The organism is Ascidiimonas aurantiaca (assembly GCF_037646345.1).
GTDB lineage: Bacteria > Bacteroidota > Bacteroidia > Flavobacteriales > Flavobacteriaceae > Ascidiimonas > Ascidiimonas aurantiaca.
The window spans coordinates 159,573-182,379 of the sequence record NZ_JBBEWR010000006.1; the positions used below are offsets into that span (position 1 = coordinate 159,573).

Consider the following 22,807-nt stretch of genomic DNA (forward strand, 5'->3'; position numbering starts at 1 on the left):
TGTAGATTAACGTTTAGAGAACTGGAATTTCTTACGGGCTTTCTTCTGTCCGTATTTCTTACGTTCTACCATTCTGGGATCTCTGGTAAGAAGACCTTCAGGCTTTAAGGCTACTCTGTTTTCTGCGTCTATCTCGCAAAGTGCTCTGGATATAGCCAGGCGAACGGCTTCTGCCTGTCCTGTGATCCCTCCTCCGTACACATTTACTTTAATGTCAAAGTTCTCCTCTGTATTGGTAAGGGTTAGAGGCTGCTTTACTTTGTACTGTAAAGTAGGTGTAGGGAAGTAGGTGTTAATGTCTTTTTTGTTAACGGAGATGTTTCCGTTTCCTTCTGAAACATAAATTCTGGCAACAGCTGTTTTTCTTCTGCCAATTTTGTGAATTACTTCCATTTACTTAAGATCGTTTAAGTTAATTGCGGCGGGCTTTTGAGCTTCCTGTTTGTGCTCTGGCCCCACATACACTTTTAAATTACGAAAAAGATCAGCACCCAGTTTGTTTTTAGGCAACATACCTTTTACTGCTTTTTCTACAATTCTGGAGGCATCTTTCTGTAAAAGCCGCTTCGCGGTAGTTACGCGCTGTCCTCCCGGGTACCCCGTATGACGAATATACTCCTTAGTTTCCCATTTGTTGCCGCTAAGGTTTATTTTCTCTGCGTTGATAATAACCACATTATCACCACAGTCTACGTGCGGGGTGTAATTAGGCTTGTACTTACCTCTTAGTAGCTTGGCTACTTTGCTGGCAAGACGCCCCAACGTCTGTCCTTCAGCATCAACTAACACCCACTGCTTATCTACGGTGGCTTTGTTGGCTGAAATTGTTTTGTAGCTTAATGTATCCACATTAATTTTTTTAAAAATTAAACATTCCATTGCTTCCCGAACAGCGATAGCTGTCGGATAGCGGGGTGCAAATGTACAACTAATAATATTAATAACAAACAGGGGTAACTAATAATTTAGGAGCTGTAAATATTTGATTTTTATCTGTCTAATGGAAAGGGATGCTTCTTCTTTCTTCTTAGGTACTGGAGCCTGTTAATACACGGGCCGGTATGATAGGTATAAAATACTTTCTTATACATCAGAATATCAATTCACATGCTAAGAATTGTGTCGGGAACCATAGTTTTTGAAAATGAGCTAGGGTTGTCTTTTTCTCAAGAGTCCGATCATTTGCCCCACGCCAATACCAATATAAATCCGATCCTTATTTATTTGGAACACAGGGGAGACAGTCAACCCGTAAAAGCGCGAGAACGGAAATTCTATTTTGGGGTTAACAATAAAGCTCACCGTATTATAGCTTCCATAGTTCCAGGTGTAGTTTTCTGAGAGGGCGGCTCCATTGGCTCTTTGCCAGTTTTCAGGTTCTCTGATTATAGTGTAACCCAGCCCGAAAGATAAATTAATTCTTGCATAACCGTTTTCGCGGAGGCGGTATATTTTGCCTACGGCAATTTGAAAGGTTTCCAACTGGTCATACGGGTTGGCCAGCCCAAAGAGCACTATTCCGCCTAGCCCTGATGAATAGTCATCGGGCTGGGATCTTGGTTTTCGTATATATCCGCTGTAGCCTACTTTTAAAGAGTAGGTCTCTTTGTAGAGGTAATTAAGGTGTAGATCAAGCCCGAAATAATTGCCAACATTGAGCTCGCTGGTAGTATAAATAGCATGGTTTTGACCAAATTGAGCGGTGGCTGCCTGAGCACAGTTAATAACGAGTATGATGAAAAATATTCGTGCCATTATATAAATAAATCGATGTTTAAAAGTGTAAAGTGTTAATGAGCCTCCAGCCAGTTGTTACCCGTGCCGATCTCTACATCAAGGGGTACCGATAAGCGATAGGCACTCTCCATTTCCTGTTGGATCATAGGGGTTACGGTGGTCAGTTCTTCTCTGTACGCATCAAAAACCAGTTCATCATGTACCTGTAACAGCATTTTGGTTTGGTAGTTGCCCTCTCTGAGCTTTTTATGAATATTGATCATGGCAATTTTGATGATATCTGCAGCACTTCCCTGTATAGGAGCATTTACGGCGTTACGTTCGGCACCTCCTCTTACTACCTGGTTTCGGGAGTTGATATCGGGAAGGTAGCGCCTGCGCCCCAGGATAGTTTCTACATAGCCGTTTTCCTGGGCAAAGTGTATTTGGTTATTTATGTAAGCCCTTAACTTTGGGTAGGTTTTGTAATAGGTGTCTATAAGCTCTTTGGCTTCACTTCTGCTTAGCGTGGTCTGATTGCTCAACCCGAAGGCCGAAACTCCATAGATAATACCGAAGTTTACGGTTTTGGCATTACTTCTCTGCTCACGGGTTACTTCGTTTAACGGTACATTGAAAACCCTGGCAGCTGTAGAAGCATGAATATCTTCTCCATTCTTAAAGGCATGGATCATATTCTCTTCTTCACTTAATGCGGCTATGATCCTGAGTTCGATCTGGGAGTAGTCGGCAGCCATCAGAATGAACTCTTCACTTCTGGGAATGAAGGCTTTTCGAATTTGTTGTCCTCTTTCAGTACGAATAGGGATGTTTTGCAGGTTGGGATTATTGCTGCTGAGACGGCCCGTTGCGGCTACGGCCTGACTATATACGGTGTGTACTCTGCCTGTTTTGGGGTTAATTTCATTAGGTAAGGCATCTACATACGTGTTTTGAAGTTTTTGTAACTGGCGCCATTGAAGGATATCTGCCACAATTTGATGATCTTTGGCCAGGTAGGATAAGACGTCCTCGGCTGTTGAATATTGTCCTGTTTTGGTTTTTTTAGGCTTATTTACCAGTTTTAGCTTATCAAACAGTATGGGGCCCAGTTGTTTTGGAGAGGCCAGGTTAAAAACTTCACCGGCCTGATCATAAATCGTGGTTTCCAGTTTTTTTATATCTTTTGTAAGCTCAAGAGAGAGTTCCTTAAGAAAGGCTTCGTCTATATTGATCCCTTCAATTTCCATAGCAGCCAGTACTTTTACCAAAGGAGCCTCAATTTCTTCAAACAATGTGCCGGCATTTCGCTGGGGGAGTTCTTTTTCGAACAGTAGTTTTAGCTGTAAGGTAATATCGGTATCCTCAACAGCATATTCGGTTTGTTTATCTAACGGAACAGAACGCATGGAGCGTTGATTTTTTCCTTTTTTCCCAATGAGGGATTCTATAGGTACCGGGCTGTAAGACAAATACGTCTCTGCAAGCACGTCCATATTATGTCGCATATCGGGGTTTATGAGATAATGTGCGATCATAGTATCAAAAAGTTTTCCTTTTACCGGCATTTGGTAATTGGAAAGAACCTTAATGTCATACTTGAGGTTCTGACCTATTTTCTCAATAGTTTCCGATTCAAAAAAAGGCCGGAATTCTTCCAGCAGGGTAATGGCTTCGGTGCGATCTTCGGGGAAGGCAAGATAGTACCCTTTACCGGGTTGCCATGAAAAGGCAATACCTACCAGTTCGGCATTCAGACTTTTAAGGCTGGTGGTTTCGGTATCAAAACAAACACTGGGTTGCTCTAATAATTTGTCAAGAAGCAGTTTTCTGGAAAGGGGAGTGGCTACCAGTTGGTAATAATGTTTCGTGCTTTCAATAGTGTGATATCCGGCATCATTTGTGGTCTCTTGGGCAGCAACGCCTGCGGGTGGGGCAAAAAGGTTAAATTGACCCTGCCCGCCGGAAACCGACTCTTCGTTTACGGTGCCGGTACCGTTTGCTTCCTGTGCCGAAGTGACTTCAAAGGTTTTTTTAAGGTTTTCGGCAAGCCTTCTGAACTCGAGATCCTGAAAAATTTCGAGTACTTTGTCATAGTCAGGCGTATTTAGCTCAAAATCTTTTTCATGAAACTCAACCGGAACGTCCAATAATATTTTTGCGAGTTTTTTAGAAAGCAGGCCCTGTTCTTTAGAAGCTTCTATTTTTTCTTTCATTTTACCTTTAAGCTTATGGGTATTGGCCAGCAGATTTTCGAGACTCCCATATTCTTTCAGAAATTTTTTGGCTGTTTTTTCACCTACTCCGGGTAAGCCGGGTATATTGTCAATGGCATCTCCCATCATGCCCAGAAAATCGACCACCTGCTCAGGGTATTCAATTTCAAATTTTTGCTGAACTTCGGGAATGCCCCAAATATCAATCCCGTTACCCATGCGGGAAGGCCGGTAAAGAAATATATTATTGGAAACGAGCTGGGCAAAATCTTTGTCGGGAGTGACCATATAAGTGATAAAGCCTTGCTTTTCTGCCTGTTTGGCCAGAGTACCTATAATATCATCGGCTTCATAGCCCGGTTTTTCAATACAAGGTATGTGCATGGCTTTCAGGATATCCTGTATGATGGGAACGGCTATTTTAATAGCTTCAGGCGTTTCATCTCTGTTGGCTTTATACTCGGGAAACATTGCCAGACGGGCTTCACTGCCGTCTTTGTCGAAGGCTACTGCCAAATGGTCAGGTTTTTCTCTTTTTATTACATCCAGAAGCGAGTTCATAAAACCCATGATCGCAGAGGTATCCATGCCTTTTGAATTTATGCGTGGATTTTTGATAAAAGCGTAATACCCTCTGAAAATAAGAGCGTAAGCATCTAGAAGAAATAATTTTTTTTGTGACATAGCCTATCTGTAATTAGGGTTTTTGAGTGGAAAATGCATAACTCCATTTCAAAACTACGAAGTTTCTGCCCGCCTGAAAAATTAAATTGCCTTTTACGGCATACATTTTGCTCTTTAGTATGTATATGAATTTTTTTAGTACCAAAGCAGGATCGTTAATTAAAACTTAAAGGGTAATTTGCCTTAGTTTTAATTTTTAGCTTTGTTAAAATATTGTACACTACATACTTATGGCGCGCTGGATCTTTTTTGTTCTTTTTTACATTATTATTGACTGGTATGCTTTCCAGGCAGTTAAGACTGTAACTAAGAATAACTGGATACATTATTTGCATATTCTGCTATCGGTAGTAGTGGTTGGGAATTTCATCTGGCAATTTGCCATGACTGCCGATACGGGAAGAGTACTTACCCAGTCTAAAAGCTATGCTTTTGGCTTTTTACTTACCTTAATGGCTTTAAAAGTTGCTGTACTCCCGTTTCTTTTTGGAGAAGACCTTTTTCGCCTGGGAACAGCGTTCTATCATAAGTTGTTTGGCAGCCGTACCACTTTTGAAATGCCCTCCAGAAGAAGGTTTGTAAGCACCATTGCGTTAGGAGTAGCAGCGGTGCCTTTCGTTTCACTGCTTTATGGTATGTTTAAAGGGAAATATGACTTTAGAGTATTAAAATATACTTTGCACTTTGAGGACCTTCCCGATGCTTTTGACGGGTATCGTCTCACGCAAATAAGCGATATTCACTCGGGAAGCTTTGATAACAAAAATAAAATTGAATATGCTGTTGATCTGATCAATGAACAGGCCTCTGATGTAATTCTTTTTACCGGTGATATGGTGAATAATCTGGCTACCGAGATGCTTCCCTGGAAAGAGACTTTTGCCAAACTCAAAGCTGGTGACGGGATATATTCGGTTCTGGGAAATCACGATTACGGAGATTACGTAGATTGGGATTCTGAAGATGAAAAAACAGCCAACCTCCAATTGCTTAAAGACATACAGAAAGAGATGGGATTTGATCTTCTGTTAAATGAAAGCCGATACCTGGAAAAAGACGGCCAGAAAATTGCGCTGATCGGTGTTGAGAACTGGGGTGTAGGAGGGTTTAAAAAAGCAGGAGACCTTAAGAAAGCTATTGAGAATATTAAAAGTGATGACTTTAAAATACTCATGAGTCATGACCCTACCCATTGGGAAAATCAGGTAGTACAGGACGATTACCATTATCATTTAACGTTAAGCGGCCATACCCATGGTATGCAGTTTGGTATTGAAATACCAGGCTGGATCAAATGGAGTCCGGTAAAATGGCGGTATAAACATTGGGCCGGTATTTATGAAGAACTGGGGCAATACATCAACGTAAATCGTGGTTTTGGCTTTTTAGCATACCCCGGAAGAGTTGGGATATGGCCTGAAATTACCGTAATAGAGCTTAAAAAAGGAACCCCTTCATAATTTTTTGTATCCAAACATTAAAATATGTATATTGCTTACGCGTTTTATACACTACAAGTCTATAATAACGTAAGTTAGCCCCCTGGCAGGTATTTGTTGTGGTGCCCCCCACGTAAGAACATAAATACCTCCTTATCATGAAAAAACATTGGTTAACCTATGTGTTTTTGGTACTTTCTTTCTCTTATGTACCTTTTATTGTAAATGCACAGATCGGAATTGGCAACACAAGCCCCGATCCTTCCTCCATTCTGGATATTCAGTCAACTACTCAGGGGTTACTCACCCCCAGGATGACTACTGCACAGAGAACAGCCATCTCTTCGCCAGCAGAAGGGCTCATGGTATTTGATACCGATTTGAATGCCTTCTACTATTTTAACGGATCAGTATGGACGCGTATGAATGCCGACACTACTACCCGTGATAATTATAAACTAATTAAAAGCGGTGATAACCTGGCTACCGTGCTGGCTGCCGAACTTGCTGCGGGTAGCGGTTCCAGCTACCAGCTCGATGCCAATACCCTGTATGAGATTAACGGTACGGTTGCTTTTGATTTTCCAATAAATCTCAATAATGCCTATATAATAGGAAGAGATACGAATAACGATATTATTACCCGCACCGGGGGCGGAAGTGTTTTTGAAGGAAGTACCGGTGGTTCCTTGCGAACGTTAAGTGTTTATGCTTCAGGTGGTTCCAGTGTTTTTAATCTCAATTTGGGTACTAACGAGAGGTTAATTGCCCAAAGTATGGTAATGGCCGGATTAGGTTCCGGAACGGTTGGTACTATAAGCGGTACGGCAGGCGGTAATAATCTGGTGTTTTTTTCCATTATACAATATTCACTTTTTACCAATGGTATTACTTTCCAGAATTTAGACACCCTGCTCCTTAACAATTTGGGATGGTTGCCCGATAATACGGGAACTATGGAGACCTTGAGCGGTGACTTCAATATCTTTTCACAGTTGGGTGGTTTCATGAATGTAGCTTCGGGATCTACAGGTATAGATGTAAGTGCTAACCCCGTAATTAATGATATTGGTACCTTGCGTAATATTACTTTTGCCGGTGCCGGTACGTATGTAAACGGTTACACTTCAAATTCATTTCCGGGTTTTAATTTTACCAATCAGTGGGAAGTAAACTGTACCGGGATTCCCCGGGAGTCTGATAATAATGCCATTGCCGATTTAAATCAAAATGCTGATATTGGATCTGGAGACCAGACTTTTTTTTCCTCAAATGGTGTAGCCAGCAGGACCAAACTGGCAGGTGCCACCACTTCTAACAATCTTTTTCGTTTTTCATCACCTGTTGATAACCGTCTGGTATATAATGGGGCCAAGTCACGATTTTTCAATCTGGCAGCCACCATTTCTTTTCAATCAAGTGCTAATAATACTATTTATATTTTTTATTTTGCTAAAGGGAATTCAGGTGACCCTACTGCTACTGTTGTTGAGCAGACCCGGGTATATCGGGGCTCCGGTAGCTCGGGAGACGTGGGAGCAGCGGGAATTGTAGGGAAAGTGTTCCTTAATCCGGGAGATTATGTAGAAGTGTGGGGAGAACGTTTTTCAGGAGGCGGAAATGTACTTCTGGTTTCTCTTAATGTAGTGGTTAACTAAAAAGATTTTTAGATTATGAATATCTCCTCTAAATTTATTATAACCCATGAACTCTCTTGCCTTACTCTATAAAGCGTGTTGAAGAACAAGCCCATTTAACAAAGAAAACATACTGCGAGCCCTAAAAATAATAAAGTTTTGATTATCAGTGTAATACATTATGAGTGTTTGAGGTCATAACTACGTACAATAACACGAATAAATCGTTTATTGTTTCTTTTCTCAGGAAATTTTTTGCATGAGTATTTATCTTACTGACCTGGAAATAGAATTCTTTAAATACTTGATAATCAGTAATTTATATTCATTTTAAATAAAAAAAGCTATATTTAACCGTATTTTTAAAGCCCCCCAATAATGATTACGAACACTTTATTTGGTGTACGTATATGTGCGTGTACCTTATTTTTAGTACTTAAAGTAATGGTGGTCTTTCCTCAGGTAGGAATAGGTACTACCACTCCAGACCCTTCTTCTGTATTAGATGTAACTTCGGTAAATAACAATACCGGTGTATTGCTGCCCAGACTTACCACATCCCAACGTAATGCTATTGTTAATCCTGCACAGGGACTCATTATCTATAATACAGACCTGAATACCTTAGAGTATAATTCAGGCACAAGTGCTTCGGCCAGTTGGGTACGTATTATGACATCCAGAGAAACAGAGTCTGTTAAATACACCAGTACCAATACTACTACCGATCTGAGCAGTAATACAAATACCTTTATTACGGTGCCGATATTTGGTACACTCGTTTGGAACGACAACATCTCATTGTTTTCCAATGTTTCTTCTACCTCTATCGAGATAACTGAAGCAGGCAGATATCGCGTGTCTGGTGTTTTGTATATTTCCGGCGGTCGTACTGATCAGATAGCGGTTGGTGTTTTTGTCAACGGGATTCAGCAAAGTGCCCCCGTGGCCAGCAGTGAATCCGGCAGCAGTTTTAATACCAATATTTTAAGCTCTATAGGCTTTTCTGAATTACTGGAACTCTCGGCCAACGATGTTATTAGTTTACGAAGCCGCTCTACTTTTGAGAATGGAACGGTACGATTGGTACAGTTTAATTCTAGAAACTCTTTTATTACGATCGAAAAGATTAATTGAAACTGATGTCTGTATTTAAAAAGTACTGGTACTACTTTTTTAACTTCATTTTTCATATCGCTAGTCAGATAGGTCATATAGCGCAAAAAAGAGTCCGTTTATAGAACTTCTGTTTTTTTATTTGCAATAAAATCAGGAATGTGTATTTTTATTTCCTGATCCCTTTAGTGATGAAGAGTAATTGCAGATATGGTATAACATGTACCATTACGTATGTTTTTCTGAGTGTTTTTTTAGCAAATGCTCAGGTGGGAATTGGTACTACTACTCCCCAGGCCGCACTGGATATCTCAAGTGTAAATTCGGGAATTTTAATTCCGAGGCTTACTACTGCCCAACGTGATGCCATAGCTTCTCCCACAGATGGTATGATGATCTATAATACCGATGAACATGTTTTTCAGTATTACATACCTGCTATCAATAATGCAGCTACTGCTTTGTGGAAGAGTGTAACACGTGCACCTTCGGTAAAATATGTAAGCTCACCTTCAACTCTAAGTGGCGATCTCAGTGACGCCGCCGGCCCGATAGAGGTCCCTATTTTTAATTTTCCTTCTTGGAACGATGACACCGACCTTTTTGGCCCGGTTTCCGGACAAACCTCTATTACCATAGCAGAACCCGGTCGCTACCGTATTACATTTAATGGGTTTTTTGAGGTAACGGCGGGGAGCAGTGCTGTTGTGCAGATATTTGCCAACACGTCGGTTGCTTCATCTGCTGCGGCCACACTTACCAATACAGGTGCTGTTTCCGGGAGCTTTTCGGTGAATTTTACTGAAATACTTCAACTTTCAGGAACTAATACTTCGCTGAGTTTTAGGGTACGTGAAATAGACCCGGGCAGTGATGTAAGACTGGTTAATTCTCCTTTTGGTGGTGCTACTTTTTCGGGTGTTATTATTGAAAAAATAAATTAAAATTGTGGAGAAATCTTATACATGCTGTGAATTTGGGTTTTTTTATTACATTTGATTTATTAATGAGTTAAAAACAAGAGCCATGTCTAAGTTTGGCGAATTAATAGACATTAGTATTCCGGTTTTGTTGGATTTTTATACAGACTGGAATGAGGCGGCAAAAAACATGCATGCAGTGTTACGCGATGTAGCTGCTGCTATGGGTGATAAAGCCAAAGTAATTAAAATTGATGTCGATAAGAATCAGGAGCTGGCCGAAGCTTTACGGGTAAAAGGGCTGCCTACGCTTATGATCTATAAAGAAGGTGAAATGGTATGGCGCCAAAGCGGTGAGCAGGATGCTAATACTCTTATAGGCTTATTGCAGGAATACATATAGCATTCACTTTTGCTGTTTTTAAAGAGTCTTGAACTCAAAACCTTCGTCTTTAAAATGCGACAATACTTTAGGTAGAGCCTGTTTAAGGTTTTTTTCTGCTTTCAGGCTGTCGTGAAAAACAATAATACTACCGTTTACAGAATTTTTAATTACATTTCCGGCACAGGTATCTGGTGAGAGTTCGCGGTTCCAGTCTATTGAAAGTACATCCCACATAATTATTTTATAACCGCTGCGCAATAGTTTTTTTATTTGACGGTAACGCAGTTTTCCGTAGGGAGGGCGAAAAAGGGGCGAATCGATAAACTGTGAAGCTTCTTCCGCATTAGAAAGGTATGTGTCGGTATCGTGTTTCCAGCCATTGAGATGATTAAATGTATGATTTCCTGCACGATGGCCTGCCTCGAGGATTTTGTGATATAATTTGGGATGCTGCACTACATTTTTTCCTATACAAAAAAAGGTGGCTTTGGCCTGATAGGCTTGTAACTCTTTTAATACCCAGTCGGTAACTTCCGGCGTGGGGCCGTCATCAAAAGTGAGATAAACGGCCTTGGTTTTTTCCGGAATGTGCCATGTAAGGCTTGGATATACTTTTTTAAGGAACCACGGAGTACTTGCAGGAACCGGCATTTTCATAACAATAACCAATTTTGGGCTAGTGCCCCTTCTTGTTTTTACAAACGTTGTTTTTTAGTTTACTAAAGATACAACGTTTTCAAAAAATTTGCTTTCCTATTCTGTACTTTCTTCTTCAAAGAAGTGGCTGAATTTTTGTAAATGGCCATTAAAAACATCTACCTCTTTACGCCCCGTTTCTTCATCATCATGCTGTACCATAATATCCAGAATACCACGATATCTGTCAATATTGGTGCGTATTTCTACATATGCATCGTATTGCTCATTTACGGGAAGTGTACTGTAATAGAAAAGGTGTTCCTGATAGATCTTTGCGAGTTGGTAAAACAGATCGCGCGCTTTTTCTTTTTCACCCACCTGGTAAAATCCTTTTACATAGGGCTCGAGGAAAACATAATATCCAAAATGCTCTACCGGCATATGTGCCATAGCCATGTTGATCACATTTTTAGCTTTTTCTGTTTTTCCTTCGTTGATAAGTGTTTCTGCTAATCTGGCGAGATTACTGCGATAAGTAATGCCGTTTCTGCGGGTCTCGGGATCATGATAAATATCTGGGCTTCCGGAGTTGCCCCAGTTCCATTTCATAACGATGTCGTACATGAGGTCACTGTCAATACGCCCCATATCAAAAGGGCTTCCCTGGTTTAAGGAAGTCTTGATAGGAACCAGTTTATATACAAGTCCGTCCAGTTGCAGATAGTCTTTCATCCAGATATATTCTGCTTTATCAAAGCTTCCGCCGGTAAAATAAATGGGCCTTTTCCAGTCGTTATTGGCCAGAATATCCAACATAAGAATACGGTTCTTGGCAATTCCGCTCTCCGGAAGATCAATATCTATGTAATCAACAATCAATGCACTGTCTTTTTCTTTCACTAAACCGCTTTTCAGTACATTTTCTTTATTTACGGGAATGCGTATTTTATTGGTGGGATAATATACCATTTCCAGGTCGCTTTTGGGAATGCCGTTAACGTCCCCTCCGTATTGTTTAATGAGATAACCATATTTGGTTTTGGGATCGTCACTGGCTACCCAGTTCATAAAATCTTTAATGCTCCAGCGTGCTTCGGAAAGGGGTTGATATCGTATAAAATCACGAACTCCCCATGCATATTGGTCATGTCTTAGCTGAGACGGTATGGGGTCACTGTCATAAGCTTTTCGTTTCATCTGGTCAATGTACCAGTCTGTCTGGAAAAGGCTGCTGTTAATAACCCGCACATCGGTTCGGTACTCTTCGATCTCCTGGGCGTACCACAAGCTAAATGTATCATTGTCACCAATAGAGAAGATAATGGCTCCTACATCTTCCTGTACAGAGTCCAGGTAACATAACGGGAGTGACCTTGCAGTGTATTTGCCGGAGCGGTCATGGTCATCCCAGTTTTCATATGCCATGATCCCGGGAGAGGCCACGAGGCATATAAATGTTAAGACCGGTGCGGCTATTTTGGGAGACAGGTATTTTTTAGCTCCATAAAACAGGGAGTAAACCCCCATGCCAACCCAAAGGCTAAATATAAAGAAGGATCCTACTAATGAGTAATCCCGTTCTCGGGGTTCAAAAGGCCGTATATTGGTATAAAATTGTATGGCCAGACCGGTAAGAAGAAAGAAAACCAGTAACACCCAAAACTGTTTTTTATCACGCCTTGCCTGAAAAATAAGTCCTATAATACCTAATAGAAAAGGTAGCATGTAATAGGTGTTACGCCCTTTATTATTAAGTACATCAGATGGAAGGTTTTCCTGTGAACCCAGAAATTTTTCATCAATAAACTTAATGCCACTCAACCAGTTGCCGTTGTTATCATATTTTCCCTGAATGTCATTCTGGCGACCGGCAAAGTTCCACATAAAATAGCGCCAATACATGTAGCCAAACTGGTAATTGATCATAAAACTTATATTGTCCTGGAGCGAGGGTGGTTCTATATTGAGATATTCTCCAAACTGCCTTAAAAAACGAATGTATCCTTCCTCGTCTATTTGTCCGTTACGAAGTCCCTGTTTTACCTGTCTGGCAGTTTCTCTTAGCTCTTCCTGACCAGAGTATTCGGGTTTTATAGTAAAGTTAAGGGGTTTTACATACCGCATATAGTTCTCAGCATGTTCTGAACTCCACATTCGGGGTAAAAAGCCTACATGGTCCTGATGTGAATTGGGTATGGCATCTTTATAGTGATTTACGATAATGTATTTTCCGGTTTTCTCATCGCGTTCGTACTTGGGCTTGTCGTCTTTGCGAGGAGTATCGGGGTCCTGCCCTGCATAAATATCAGAGTAAAAGGTACCGTAAATGGGGCTTTCTACACCGGGATACTGCTCACGGTTGTAATAAGCCAGGAGCAACCTTGCATCTGACGGGTCATTTTCATTAATGGGAACATGTGCATTGGCACGAATGGGTAACATGAGCCAGGATGAGAAACCTATGAACATAAACAACAGGCAAAGTACAATGGTATTAGCGGTAATGAGTTGTTTTTTCTGTGTATAGGTTACGGCCCAGTAAAATACACCTATAAAGAGGAGCCCTACAATAATGGTTCCTGAATTGAAAGGCAGTCCTACTGAGTTAACAAAAAATACTTCACTCCATCCAAAAAGCTGTAAAGTATAAGTTAATGAGAATTTGTAAACAAACATGAGCAGTGCCACTACTGCGATATTGGCCAGTATAAAATTCTTAGTGGTGACCTTTTTATATTTTTTAAAGAAATACAACAGTCCTATGGAAGGAATAGCCAGAAATCCCATGAACTGGATCCCAAAAGTAAGTCCTATAACAAATGCAATAAGTATTAGCCATCGGTTACTTCGGGGTTTATCAAGATTATCTACCCATTTGATCCCGAGCCATAACAGCAAAGCCATAATTAGGCTGGCCATGGCATATACTTCGGTTTCAACGGCATTGAACCAGAAACTGTCTGAGAATGTAAATGTAAGTGCGCCTACAAAACCGCTGCCCAACACAGCAAGTTGTGAGTGCATATTTTCTCTGTCTTCTTTAAAGGTAAGCTTCCCTAACAGGTTTGTGATGATCCAGAAGGCTAAAAGTATGGTAAAGGCACTTGAAAAAACAGACATATAATTAACCATTTTTGCTACCTGCTCTACGTCGGTGGCAAACATGGCAAAAAATGCACCCATGATCTGAAAGAAAGGAGCTCCCGGAGGGTGGCCTACCTGTAACTTGGCAGATGTGGAAATATATTCGCCGCAATCCCAGGAACTAACTGTAGGTTCTACGGTTAGTCCGTAGGTAATAAGTGCTATAAAAAAAACTACCCAACCCAGGATAGTGTCCCATTTTTTGAAATCTTTTGCAGACATTATTTTGTTTTTCAAGTACGAGGCGAATTTAATAATAAATAACAGATTACAAAGGCTTTTAAAAAACCTTAACAGGCGGGATACCAACAGGGTTTTGAAATAAAAACAAAAAATATTTGTGCAAACAAAAGTTTGTTTTAAATTTGCTCCTCGTTTTGCGATGGCCCATGGTGTAACGGTAACACTACTGATTTTGGTTCAGTCATTCAAGGTTCGAATCCTTGTGGGCCAACTACTAAAAAGACCCGTTTTATAACGGGTCTTTTTCTATATAATACATTCTTTTTCAGGTCATTTTAAAAGTAATAACCGGTCTTTGGCTGTGATTGGTAAAATCTTCGGTAATACTTCCGTTAAATATATGAGCGAGTCCTTTTCTTCCATGTGTACTTAATCCTATAAGGTCGGCATTTGTGGAGGCCGAAAAATTAAGGATACCTTTTTCAACAGAAAAGTCATTATAAATATGAATGGTGTGCGGACCTGGATCTACTTTTTCCATGAATGTATGAATTCTATCGGTAATAGCCTGTGTAGTGGCAAAACTGCCGGGAGTATTTACATATAAAAAATGAATATGTGCATCAAATAGTTTGGCAAAGGCTACCCCTTTGAGTAAAGATTCAAAAGACTCAGGTGTAAAATCACAGGCAAAAACAAAATTATCAACCTTAAAATCGTTCATATCTTTTTTAATTACCAATACAGGTACTTTTGCATGACGAACTACTTTTTCTGTTGTAGAGCCTATGACAAATTCTTTAAAACCTGAAGCCCCTCCGGATCCCATGACTACAAGGTCAATTTCATTTTTGCTCACTGCACTGTTTACGGCATCATATGTGCTGGAATCTTCTACGGTTTCAATAACTTTCAGGTCTTTTAAATAAGGCTTGCTCTTGAACTCTTCAAATTTTTGACGGGCCAGTTTCATAAAAAAAATGGCTTCCGGAATATCATTTTTTTCGGCATTAGCCAAATGAAAAGGTAATTCTAAAGAGTGCATTAAATAGAGTTCTGCATCAAACCTGCGTGCAAGCTGCGCTGCGGCTTTGAGGGCGTTTTCAGCAAAATTCGAGAAATCGGTTGGGACAAGAATTCTTTTCATAGTGTTAAATATATAGTTTGCAGGGTACAAAATACAAAATATTATAAGATGAGGAAAAGGGTTTTATGAGTTGAAAAAAAAGTTGTATATTTGCAGCGTTGAAAGAGGTTAAAAGTATACAGAGGGGACGAAAAGTCCCCTCTTTTTATAAGAAGAAATGGTGTTAAAGGAAAAAGTTGTGAAGCTGTTACACGAGGCTCTTGCAGAAAATGAATCTCTGTTTCTAATTAGTCTTACCATTACTCCTGACAATAAGATACATGTAGTGATTGACGGTGATCAGGGAGTTACACTAAATGATTGTGTTACAGTGAGCAGGGCCATAGAGCATCAATTGGATCGTGATGAAACCGATTTTTCTCTGGAGGTAATGTCTCCCGGAGCCTTTGAACCTATCGTGAACCCACGACAATATATAAAGAACATAGGCCGAACACTCGAAATAGAGATGATTGACGGCCAGAAAGCAGAAGGAAAGCTCGATAAAGTAGGAGAAGATACCATTGTGATTTCCTGGAAAGAACGAGAGCCCAAACCCTTAGGTAAAGGGAAAATAACGGTAAAGAAAGAAAAGGAAATTTTATTTCCTGATATTGTAAAAGCGAAAGTGAAGATAAAATTTTAATTAAAAGTATGACATGGAAAATCTTGCGTTGATCGATTCATTTTCTGAGTTTAAGGATGATAAACTCATTGATCGTGTAACACTAATGGCCATTTTGGAAGATGTGTTTAGAAATGCGCTTAAGAAAAAGTACGGTTCAGACGATAATTTTGATATTATTATCAACCCCGATAAAGGGGATCTTGAAATTTGGAGAAACAGGATCGTAGTGGCAGATGGAGAAGTAGAAGAGCCTAATCAGGAAATATCACTTTCTGAAGCGAGAAAAATAGAACCTGATTTTGAAGTAGGCGAAGATGTGTCAGAAGAAGTAAAGTTAAAAGACCTTGGAAGAAGAGCTATTTTAGCGTTACGGCAAAATCTTATTTCTAAGATACATGAGCATGATAATACCACCATATACAAGCAGTTTAAAGATATGGTGGGTGAAATATACACGGCAGAGGTACACCATATACGTCATAAAGCAGTGATCTTGCTGGACGATGAAGGGAATGAGATCATTTTGCCTAAGGAAAAGCAAATACCTTCCGACTTTTTTAGAAAAGGAGAGAATGTAAGAGGTATTATTGAAAGTGTGGAACTCAAGGGTAATAAACCCGCTATCATTATGTCACGCACGTCTCCCGGGTTCCTTGAAAAACTTTTTGAGCAGGAGATCCCGGAAGTATTTGACGGCCTGATATCTGTGAAAAAAGTAGTGAGAATACCCGGTGAAAAAGCAAAAGTAGCCGTAGATTCTTATGATGACCGAATTGACCCCGTTGGGGCTTGTGTGGGAATGAAAGGTTCCCGAATACACGGAATTGTAAGAGAACTGGGAAATGAAAATATAGATGTTATTAATTATACCAATAACATACAACTGTTTATAAGCAGAGCTTTGAGCCCTGCAAGAGTTACTTCGATCTCTTTAAATGAAGAGACCAAACATGCGGAGGTAATTCTTAAACCCGAAGAAGTCTCCAAGGCCATAGGTAAAGGTGGTTACAATATACGTTTGGCAGGACAGCTTACAGGGTATGAGATTGATGTGTACAGAGAAGGTGTAGAGGAAGATGTAGAACTCACAGAATTCTCTGATGAAATTGATGCCTGGATCATAGAAGAGTTGAAGAAAATAGGCTTGGATACGGCAAAAAGTGTTCTGGATCAGGATGTGAATTTCCTCGTGAAACGTACCGATCTGGAAGAAGAAACTATATTAGAAGTAAGAAAAATTCTTAAAGAAGAATTCGAAGATTAATTTTTTGAGGTAAAAACAATTATGGCTGAAAACGCAACAATGAGGCTTAACAAGGTTTTAAGAGAACTGAACATTTCACTGGACAGGGCGGTTGAGTTTCTTGCATCTCACGGACATGAGATTGAGGCAAGACCCACTACCAAAATCACAAAGGAAGTGTACACTATTCTTTTAGACGAGTTTCAGACTGACAAAAGTAAAAAAGTGGCTTCCAAAGAAGTGGGAGAAGAAAAGAGAAAAGAAAAAGAAGCCATACGTCAGGAACTTGAAAAAGAGCAGGCACAAAAAAGAATAGTACGTGAGGACCATGAGGTTATTCGTGCTAAAGGAAATCTTAGCGGTTTGAAAACTGTTGGGAAAATTAATCTCGACCCTGTTGCTGAAGAGAAAGAAGAAACAAAGGAAAAACCGATAGAACAGGCTGTTGTTGCGGAGCCCGAAGCATTGGTTGAACCTGAAGTTGTTGAAGAAACTCCTCAGCCGGAAGTGCAGGAACACCCTGTAAAAGCCACTCCTGAGCCTGAAGAAAAAGTTGAACAAAAAGCTCCTGTAAAACAGCCTGAGCCTAAACCCGAGCCTCAGCCTCAACCCAAACCCAAACCCAAGACCATAGAAAAAACAGAAAAAGCGGAAGTAAAAAAAGAAAGCCCGGAAGAAACAGCAGAGCCCGACAGGATAAAGACCAATTATCAAAAACTAAGCGGCCCGAAAGTTACCGGAGAGAAAATAGACCTCACCAAGTTCAATAAGCCTAAAAAGAAAAAAGAAGAACCCAAGACCGCCAAAAGTGACACTGCTGCAGATCGTAAGCGCAAAAGAAAACGTATAAGTAAAGATGATAGCGGCAGAAGTTCAGGTTTTGGGGGGCAAAGAAGATTTCCTGATAAGGGTAAAAAAGGAGTAACAAAGCGTCCTGCGGCGGTTAAAGTTGAGCCTACCGAAGAAGAAGTACAAAAGCAGGTGAGAGAGACCCTTGAAAAACTACAGGGTAAGACAAGCCGTTCTAAAGGAGCTAAATACCGAAAGGAAAAAAGAGATATCCATAAGCAGAAATCTCAGGAAGAGATTGCAATGCAGGAGATGGAAAGTAAAGTGCTTAAGGTGACAGAGTTTGTTACCGTTGCCGAAGTGGCGACCATGATGAATGTTTCAACGACCCAGGTAATTTCTGCCTGTATGTCACTGGGTATTATGGTGACCATGAACCAGCGCCTCGATGCTGAAACCCTTTCTATTGTAGCTGATGAATTTGGGTACGAAGTAGAGTTTATTACCGCAGATATTGAGGAGGCCATCCAGGAGGAAGAAGACAGCCCGGAAGACCTGAAACCAAGAGCGCCTATAGTAACCGTAATGGGACACGTAGATCACGGTAAGACTTCATTACTGGATTACATACGCCAGGAAAACGTAATAGCCGGTGAAAGCGGTGGGATCACCCAGCACATTGGTGCCTATGGGGTTTCGCTGGATAACGGACAGAAAATTACATTTCTTGATACACCAGGTCACGAAGCCTTTACGGCTATGCGGGCCAGGGGAGCACAGGTAACAGATTTAGCCATTATTGTTATTGCTGCAGATGATGATGTGATGCCTCAAACCAAAGAGGCGATAAGCCATGCACAGGCAGCAGGGGTGCCTATCGTGTTTGCCATTAACAAGGTAGATAAGCCAAATGCCAACCCTGAAAAAGTAAAAGAAAGTCTGGCTAATATGAACTTGTTAGTAGAAGACTGGGGAGGAAAGATACAATCGCAGGATATTTCAGCCAAGACCGGTACGGGTATTAAAGAATTGCTTGAAAAAGTATTGCTGGAAGCTGAAATTCTTGAATTGCGTGCAAATCCTGAAAAACAGGCAAACGGTACCGTAGTAGAGGCCTTTTTAGATAAAGGAAGAGGGTATGTGGCCACTATACTCGTGCAGGCAGGTACACTTCGTATTGGAGATTACGTGCTGGCCGGAAAAAATAGCGGAAAAGTAAAAGCAATGTTCGATGAACGTGGTAAAACAATAGAGTTAGCAGGGCCTTCAACACCTATATCCATTTTAGGACTGGATGGAGCGCCCCAGGCCGGAGATAAGTTTCATGTGTTTGATGACGAAAAAGAAGCCAAGCAAATCGCAGCCAAAAGAACACAGTTGCAAAGAGAGCAATCAGTCAGGACACAAAGACATATTACACTGGATGAGATTGGAAGGCGTATTGCTCTGGGAGACTTTAAAGAGTTGAACATTATTCTTAAAGGTGATGTGGACGGATCAGTTGAAGCACTTACTGATTCTTTCCAGAAATTATCTACCGATGAAATACAGATCAATATTATTCATAAAGGTGTCGGGCCTGTAACTGAGTCTGATGTACTCCTGGCTTCAGCATCAGATGCGATTATTATAGGGTTTAACGTAAGACCTATGGGTAATGCACGTTCTATAGCAGATAAGGAAGAAATTGATATTAGGATGTATTCCATTATCTACGATGCCATCAACGACTTGAAAGATGCGATGGAAGGAATGTTGTCGCCGGTTATGAAAGAAGAAATTACCGGTACTGCAGAGATCAGAGAAACTTTCAAGATCTCCAAGATTGGTACTATTGCCGGTTGTATGGTGACTGATGGTAAGATATTCCGAAATTCAAGCATACGCCTCATAAGAGACGGAGTGGTCATATTTACCGGAGAGCTTTCTTCTTTAAAGCGTTTTAAAGATGATGTGAAAGAAGTTTCCAAGGGGTATGACTGTGGTATGCAGGTAAAGAATTACAACGATATTAAAGAAGGCGATATTATTGAAGCTTTCCAGGAAGTAGCAGTGAAAAAGAAACTGAAATAATAAAAATAGTAAAGGTTATACGAAAAAAGCAGTCCTGAAAAGGACTGCTTTTTTATTCGGGTAATGCAATATAATCGCTTTCTCCCGGTACCATTGGGAAATCATAATTTTTCCAGCGTAGCTTGGCACGTTCTATTTTTTCCTTATCTGTAGAGACAAAATTCCAAAAAATATGCCGTTCTTCAGGAAAAGGCATCCCTCCAAAAATTAGAAGATGAGTATTGGCCGTTAAATGTATATCGCATTGATTATTGGTTTTAGAAACCAGCATATTACCTTGTTCAATACGTTCATTACAAGCTTCTATGGCCCCTTTTACCACACAAATACCAATTTCTCCTTTCAGATTGTTGTTAGCACTAAAATAAGTATCCCGGGTACAGGTGAGTTCTAACATAAATAGTTCGGAGTACACGGGAACAGGTGATACTTTTCCAAAGGCTTCGCCGGCTACCAGCGTAAAAGAGATGTGGTGGTCATGCCATTTGGGAAGCTCATGAGCGCCGTAATGAAAAAACTCAGGTTCCATTTCTTCCAGATTTTTGGGTAGGGCAACCCATATTTGAAAACCGTGAACAGGGTGTTTTTTACCATCGCGCAATGCCTTTGGTGTACGTTCGGTATGTACAACCCCTTTTCCTGCGGTCATCCAGTTTACAGCTCCGGGAGTAATTTCCTGAACGCTCCCTATACTGTCTTTATGTAATACACTTCCTTCAAATAAATACGTTAGTGTTGAAAGACCTATGTGCGGGTGCTGGCCAATATCCATATAATTACCCGGGGAAACAAAAGAGGGCCCCATATGATCTATAAAAATAAAAGGGCCAACCATTCTTTTTTTTCTAAATGGAAGCAGTCTTCCTACCAGAAAAGAACCTATATCGCGGCTTCTTTCTGCTATGATCAGTTTTTGATTAGACATAAGGTGAGAACTTAAGGCATAAGTATAAAGGCCCCCGGATATTTCTTTTTGACTTCAATTAATTTCCGGTCGGCTTCCAGTCGTGTTCTGAATTTACCAACACGCACTTTGTAATTCGGGCTTTCAAAAGAAATGTCACAATCCCAGTCTGTAAACCGAAGCTGAAAATCTGATTTTACGATTTTGGCTCTCTCTAATCTCCCGTTATAGATCTGGATCATGAAAAACTTTTTTTCAAAGTCTTTTTTGTTGAGATCTGTTTTTAGAGCCATTAATTTATCAATTCCGGGAGGTTGATCTATAGTAACTACCGCTTCCTGTCCCACCATGGTCGTAGAGGAAATCAGTAATAAAAAAAATAGAGATCGGAAATTAAAACGAGCTAAATTTCTCATTGTTAGCAGTATTTATTACAAAGTTAAATTTTTAATTGGATACGTGTGTAAAAAAGATTATTTAGAACGGATATAAATTAAACATTAACACATAGGCAACATTTCCCAAATGGAGTCTATGTCGTATTTTTGTGAGCGAATTTACAGGAAGGGTGTTTTTACAGGTGAAAAACCATGTTAAAAGACCATACCAAATAAGTAGATAATACATATTTTTGATATGAGAAAGGTGATTCACCGCAATTCAATTTCCAGAATTTTTGGTTTTAGCCTGGCAGTTCTGCTGGCATTTTCAACGTCTCTTTTTGCTCAGGAAGCAGATACCCAGGTGGCAAATGATCTGGGTGGCGATCCCGAAAACGGTAAAGCTTTGTTCAAAGCCAATTGTGCTGCGTGTCACGCGTTGAACAAACGTATGACAGGTCCGCCTCTTGCCGGTATTGCAGATAAGTATGATCGTGAATGGCTTTATAGCTGGATACGTAACAGTGCTGCTATGATCGCCGATGGTGATCCTCAGGCTATTGCGATCTGGGAGGAGTACAACAGAGTTCCGATGAATGCTTTTCCGCAATTGTCAAATGAAGATATAGATGATATCATTGCCTATACTATGGCTCCTCCTCCTGCGCCTGCGCCTGCTGAAGCAGATGGTGCTCCGGTAGAGGTGGCAGATCCTTCCGGTGTGCCTAATGAGATTATTCTCGTGGGTCTCGCCCTTGTTTTTGCTATGTTGGTAGTGATGTTGTTATTAGTGAACAAAACACTAAAACGTATTGCTTTAGCAAATGGTATTCAGCTTGAAGAAGAGCAGGAAAAGAGATTGCCCGTTTGGAGAGCATTTGCTCAAAATCAGTTTTTAGTACTGGTAACCGTTATCTTCCTGCTGTTGGGAAGTGCCTATTTTGCATATGGTTATTTTATGCAAATAGGAGTGGATCAGGGATACATGCCTGTTCAGCCTATTCATTACTCACATAAAATTCATGCAGGATATAATGGTATAGATTGTAAATACTGCCACTCATCTGCCAGAGTTTCTAAGCATTCCGGCATACCGTCCCTAAATGTTTGTATGAACTGCCACAAAAGCATTTCCGAATACACCGGGGAAGAAGATCTTGCTAACGGATACACACGTGAGTTTTATACCAAAGAGATTAAGAAGTTGTATGAAGCAGTGGGTTGGGACGAAGAAACACAAAGTTACACGGGAGAGACAAAACCTGTGAAATGGGTGAGGATTCACAATTTGCCTGACTTTGCTTACTTTAATCATGCTCAGCACGTTACTGTTGCAGGTATTGAATGTCAAACCTGTCATGGCCCGGTAGAAGAGATGGAGATTATGTATCAGCACGCGCCATTAACTATGGGCTGGTGTATAAATTGCCACCGTGAAACGAATATAAAAATAGAGGGCAACGAGTATTATGAAAAGATACACGAAGAGCTTTCCAAGAAATACGGTGTTGAAAAGCTTACTGCTGCGCAGATGGGTGGTTTAGAGTGCGGTAAGTGCCACTACTAATATATTTTAAAATTAAAG

General features: G+C 40.5%; 18 protein-coding genes and 1 tRNA gene. 10 read left to right on the plus strand and 9 right to left on the minus strand.

Going from position 1 to position 22,807, the window contains the following annotated elements; genetic code table 11:
• Positions 1-6: 6 nt before the first annotated feature.
• The 4 genes from rpsI to polA all read right to left on the minus strand — a co-directional run bounded on the left by rpsI (position 7) and on the right by polA (position 4,616).
• The gene (gene rpsI / locus WAO84_RS08300; protein WP_340065044.1) at positions 7-393 is read right to left on the minus strand and encodes a 30S ribosomal protein S9; all 387 of its coding nucleotides are present in this window, start codon (positions 391-393) and stop codon (positions 7-9) included.
• Positions 394-849, minus strand: coding sequence for a 50S ribosomal protein L13 (gene rplM / locus WAO84_RS08305; RefSeq protein ID WP_340065046.1), 456 nt, complete (start codon positions 847-849; stop codon positions 394-396). It abuts the gene before it with no gap.
• 300 nt (positions 850-1,149) lie between these two features.
• Positions 1,150-1,755: a hypothetical protein gene (locus WAO84_RS08310; protein WP_340065048.1), complete on the minus strand. Its 606-nt coding sequence runs from the start codon at positions 1,753-1,755 to the stop codon at positions 1,150-1,152.
• Positions 1,756-1,790: 35 nt separating this feature from the next.
• Entirely contained in the window at positions 1,791-4,616 is a 2,826-nt protein-coding gene (gene polA / locus WAO84_RS08315) for a DNA polymerase I (protein WP_340065049.1), read from the minus strand.
• 230 nt (positions 4,617-4,846) lie between these two features.
• On the opposite strand from polA, the gene WAO84_RS08320 reads away from it, so the two are divergent.
• From WAO84_RS08320 to WAO84_RS08340, 5 genes are all read left to right on the plus strand, one after another.
• Positions 4,847-6,076, plus strand: coding sequence for a metallophosphoesterase (locus tag WAO84_RS08320; RefSeq protein WP_340065050.1), 1,230 nt, complete (start codon positions 4,847-4,849; stop codon positions 6,074-6,076).
• A gap of 137 nt (positions 6,077-6,213) precedes the next feature.
• A complete protein-coding gene (locus WAO84_RS08325) occupies positions 6,214-7,713 on the plus strand; it encodes a hypothetical protein (protein ID WP_340065052.1) in 1,500 nt (499 codons plus the stop codon).
• A 357-nt stretch (positions 7,714-8,070) separates the two neighbouring features.
• Positions 8,071-8,829 carry a hypothetical protein gene (locus tag WAO84_RS08330; protein WP_340065053.1) on the plus strand — a complete coding sequence of 253 codons (759 nt, stop codon included), beginning with the start codon at positions 8,071-8,073 and terminating at the stop codon, positions 8,827-8,829.
• A gap of 140 nt (positions 8,830-8,969) precedes the next feature.
• The gene (locus tag WAO84_RS08335) at positions 8,970-9,752 is read left to right on the plus strand and encodes a hypothetical protein (protein WP_340065054.1); all 783 of its coding nucleotides are present in this window, start codon (positions 8,970-8,972) and stop codon (positions 9,750-9,752) included.
• An 82-nt stretch (positions 9,753-9,834) separates the two neighbouring features.
• Positions 9,835-10,131 (plus strand): thioredoxin family protein, encoded by a 297-nt coding sequence (locus WAO84_RS08340; RefSeq protein WP_340065055.1) that lies wholly within the window; start codon positions 9,835-9,837, stop codon positions 10,129-10,131.
• Positions 10,132-10,149: 18 nt separating this feature from the next.
• On the opposite strand, the gene WAO84_RS08345 is transcribed toward WAO84_RS08340, so the two are convergent.
• Both WAO84_RS08345 and WAO84_RS08350 read right to left on the minus strand, forming a co-directional pair.
• A complete protein-coding gene (locus WAO84_RS08345) occupies positions 10,150-10,770 on the minus strand; it encodes a polysaccharide deacetylase family protein (protein WP_340065056.1) in 621 nt (206 codons plus the stop codon).
• 96 nt (positions 10,771-10,866) lie between these two features.
• Complete coding sequence (locus tag WAO84_RS08350; RefSeq protein WP_340065057.1) at positions 10,867-14,118, minus strand: glycosyltransferase family 117 protein; 3,252 nt, start codon at positions 14,116-14,118, stop codon at positions 10,867-10,869.
• A 161-nt stretch (positions 14,119-14,279) separates the two neighbouring features.
• Between WAO84_RS08350 and WAO84_RS08355 the strand changes: the two genes are divergently transcribed.
• Positions 14,280-14,350: transfer RNA gene (locus WAO84_RS08355), tRNA-Gln, on the plus strand.
• Positions 14,351-14,404: 54 nt separating this feature from the next.
• Here the strand turns inward: WAO84_RS08355 and WAO84_RS08360 are convergent.
• A complete protein-coding gene (locus WAO84_RS08360) occupies positions 14,405-15,226 on the minus strand; it encodes a universal stress protein (RefSeq protein WP_340065058.1) in 822 nt (273 codons plus the stop codon).
• A gap of 160 nt (positions 15,227-15,386) precedes the next feature.
• Between WAO84_RS08360 and rimP the strand changes: the two genes are divergently transcribed.
• Genes rimP through infB form a run of 3 tightly spaced genes read left to right on the plus strand, consistent with a single transcriptional unit; the run spans position 15,387 to position 19,938 of the window.
• Positions 15,387-15,851 carry a ribosome assembly cofactor RimP gene (rimP, locus tag WAO84_RS08365; RefSeq protein ID WP_422614481.1) on the plus strand — a complete coding sequence of 155 codons (465 nt, stop codon included), beginning with the start codon at positions 15,387-15,389 and terminating at the stop codon, positions 15,849-15,851.
• Between the two features lie 13 nt (positions 15,852-15,864).
• Entirely contained in the window at positions 15,865-17,097 is a 1,233-nt protein-coding gene (gene nusA, locus WAO84_RS08370) for a transcription termination factor NusA (protein ID WP_340065060.1), read from the plus strand.
• Positions 17,098-17,118: 21 nt separating this feature from the next.
• A complete protein-coding gene (gene infB / locus WAO84_RS08375) occupies positions 17,119-19,938 on the plus strand; it encodes a translation initiation factor IF-2 (protein ID WP_340065062.1) in 2,820 nt (939 codons plus the stop codon).
• Between the two features lie 52 nt (positions 19,939-19,990).
• Here the strand turns inward: infB and WAO84_RS08380 are convergent, their stop codons facing one another.
• A complete protein-coding gene (locus WAO84_RS08380) occupies positions 19,991-20,863 on the minus strand; it encodes a pirin family protein (protein ID WP_340065064.1) in 873 nt (290 codons plus the stop codon).
• Positions 20,864-20,874: 11 nt separating this feature from the next.
• Positions 20,875-21,258: an SPOR domain-containing protein gene (locus WAO84_RS08385; protein WP_340065066.1), complete on the minus strand. Its 384-nt coding sequence runs from the start codon at positions 21,256-21,258 to the stop codon at positions 20,875-20,877.
• A gap of 220 nt (positions 21,259-21,478) precedes the next feature.
• On the opposite strand from WAO84_RS08385, the gene WAO84_RS08390 reads away from it, so the two are divergent.
• Positions 21,479-22,789 carry a c-type cytochrome gene (locus tag WAO84_RS08390; protein WP_340065068.1) on the plus strand — a complete coding sequence of 437 codons (1,311 nt, stop codon included), beginning with the start codon at positions 21,479-21,481 and terminating at the stop codon, positions 22,787-22,789.
• Positions 22,790-22,807 lie beyond the last annotated feature (18 nt).

Coding starts and splice junctions, on each gene's coding strand:
- rpsI (WP_340065044.1), bottom strand. CDS start 393: ATGGAAGTAATTCACAAAATTGGCAGAAGAAAAACAGCTGTTGCCAGA.
- WAO84_RS08310 (WP_340065048.1), bottom strand. CDS start 1,755: ATGGCACGAATATTTTTCATCATACTCGTTATTAACTGTGCTCAGGCA.
- polA (WP_340065049.1), bottom strand. CDS start 4,616: ATGTCACAAAAAAAATTATTTCTTCTAGATGCTTACGCTCTTATTTTC.
- WAO84_RS08320 (WP_340065050.1), top strand. CDS start 4,847: ATGGCGCGCTGGATCTTTTTTGTTCTTTTTTACATTATTATTGACTGG.
- WAO84_RS08325 (WP_340065052.1), top strand. CDS start 6,214: ATGAAAAAACATTGGTTAACCTATGTGTTTTTGGTACTTTCTTTCTCT.
- WAO84_RS08330 (WP_340065053.1), top strand. CDS start 8,071: ATGATTACGAACACTTTATTTGGTGTACGTATATGTGCGTGTACCTTA.
- WAO84_RS08340 (WP_340065055.1), top strand. CDS start 9,835: ATGTCTAAGTTTGGCGAATTAATAGACATTAGTATTCCGGTTTTGTTG.
- WAO84_RS08345 (WP_340065056.1), bottom strand. CDS start 10,770: ATGAAAATGCCGGTTCCTGCAAGTACTCCGTGGTTCCTTAAAAAAGTA.
- WAO84_RS08350 (WP_340065057.1), bottom strand. CDS start 14,118: ATGTCTGCAAAAGATTTCAAAAAATGGGACACTATCCTGGGTTGGGTA.
- WAO84_RS08360 (WP_340065058.1), bottom strand. CDS start 15,226: ATGAAAAGAATTCTTGTCCCAACCGATTTCTCGAATTTTGCTGAAAAC.
- nusA (WP_340065060.1), top strand. CDS start 15,865: ATGGAAAATCTTGCGTTGATCGATTCATTTTCTGAGTTTAAGGATGAT.
- infB (WP_340065062.1), top strand. CDS start 17,119: ATGGCTGAAAACGCAACAATGAGGCTTAACAAGGTTTTAAGAGAACTG.
- WAO84_RS08380 (WP_340065064.1), bottom strand. CDS start 20,863: ATGTCTAATCAAAAACTGATCATAGCAGAAAGAAGCCGCGATATAGGT.
- WAO84_RS08385 (WP_340065066.1), bottom strand. CDS start 21,258: ATGAGAAATTTAGCTCGTTTTAATTTCCGATCTCTATTTTTTTTATTA.
- WAO84_RS08390 (WP_340065068.1), top strand. CDS start 21,479: ATGAGAAAGGTGATTCACCGCAATTCAATTTCCAGAATTTTTGGTTTT.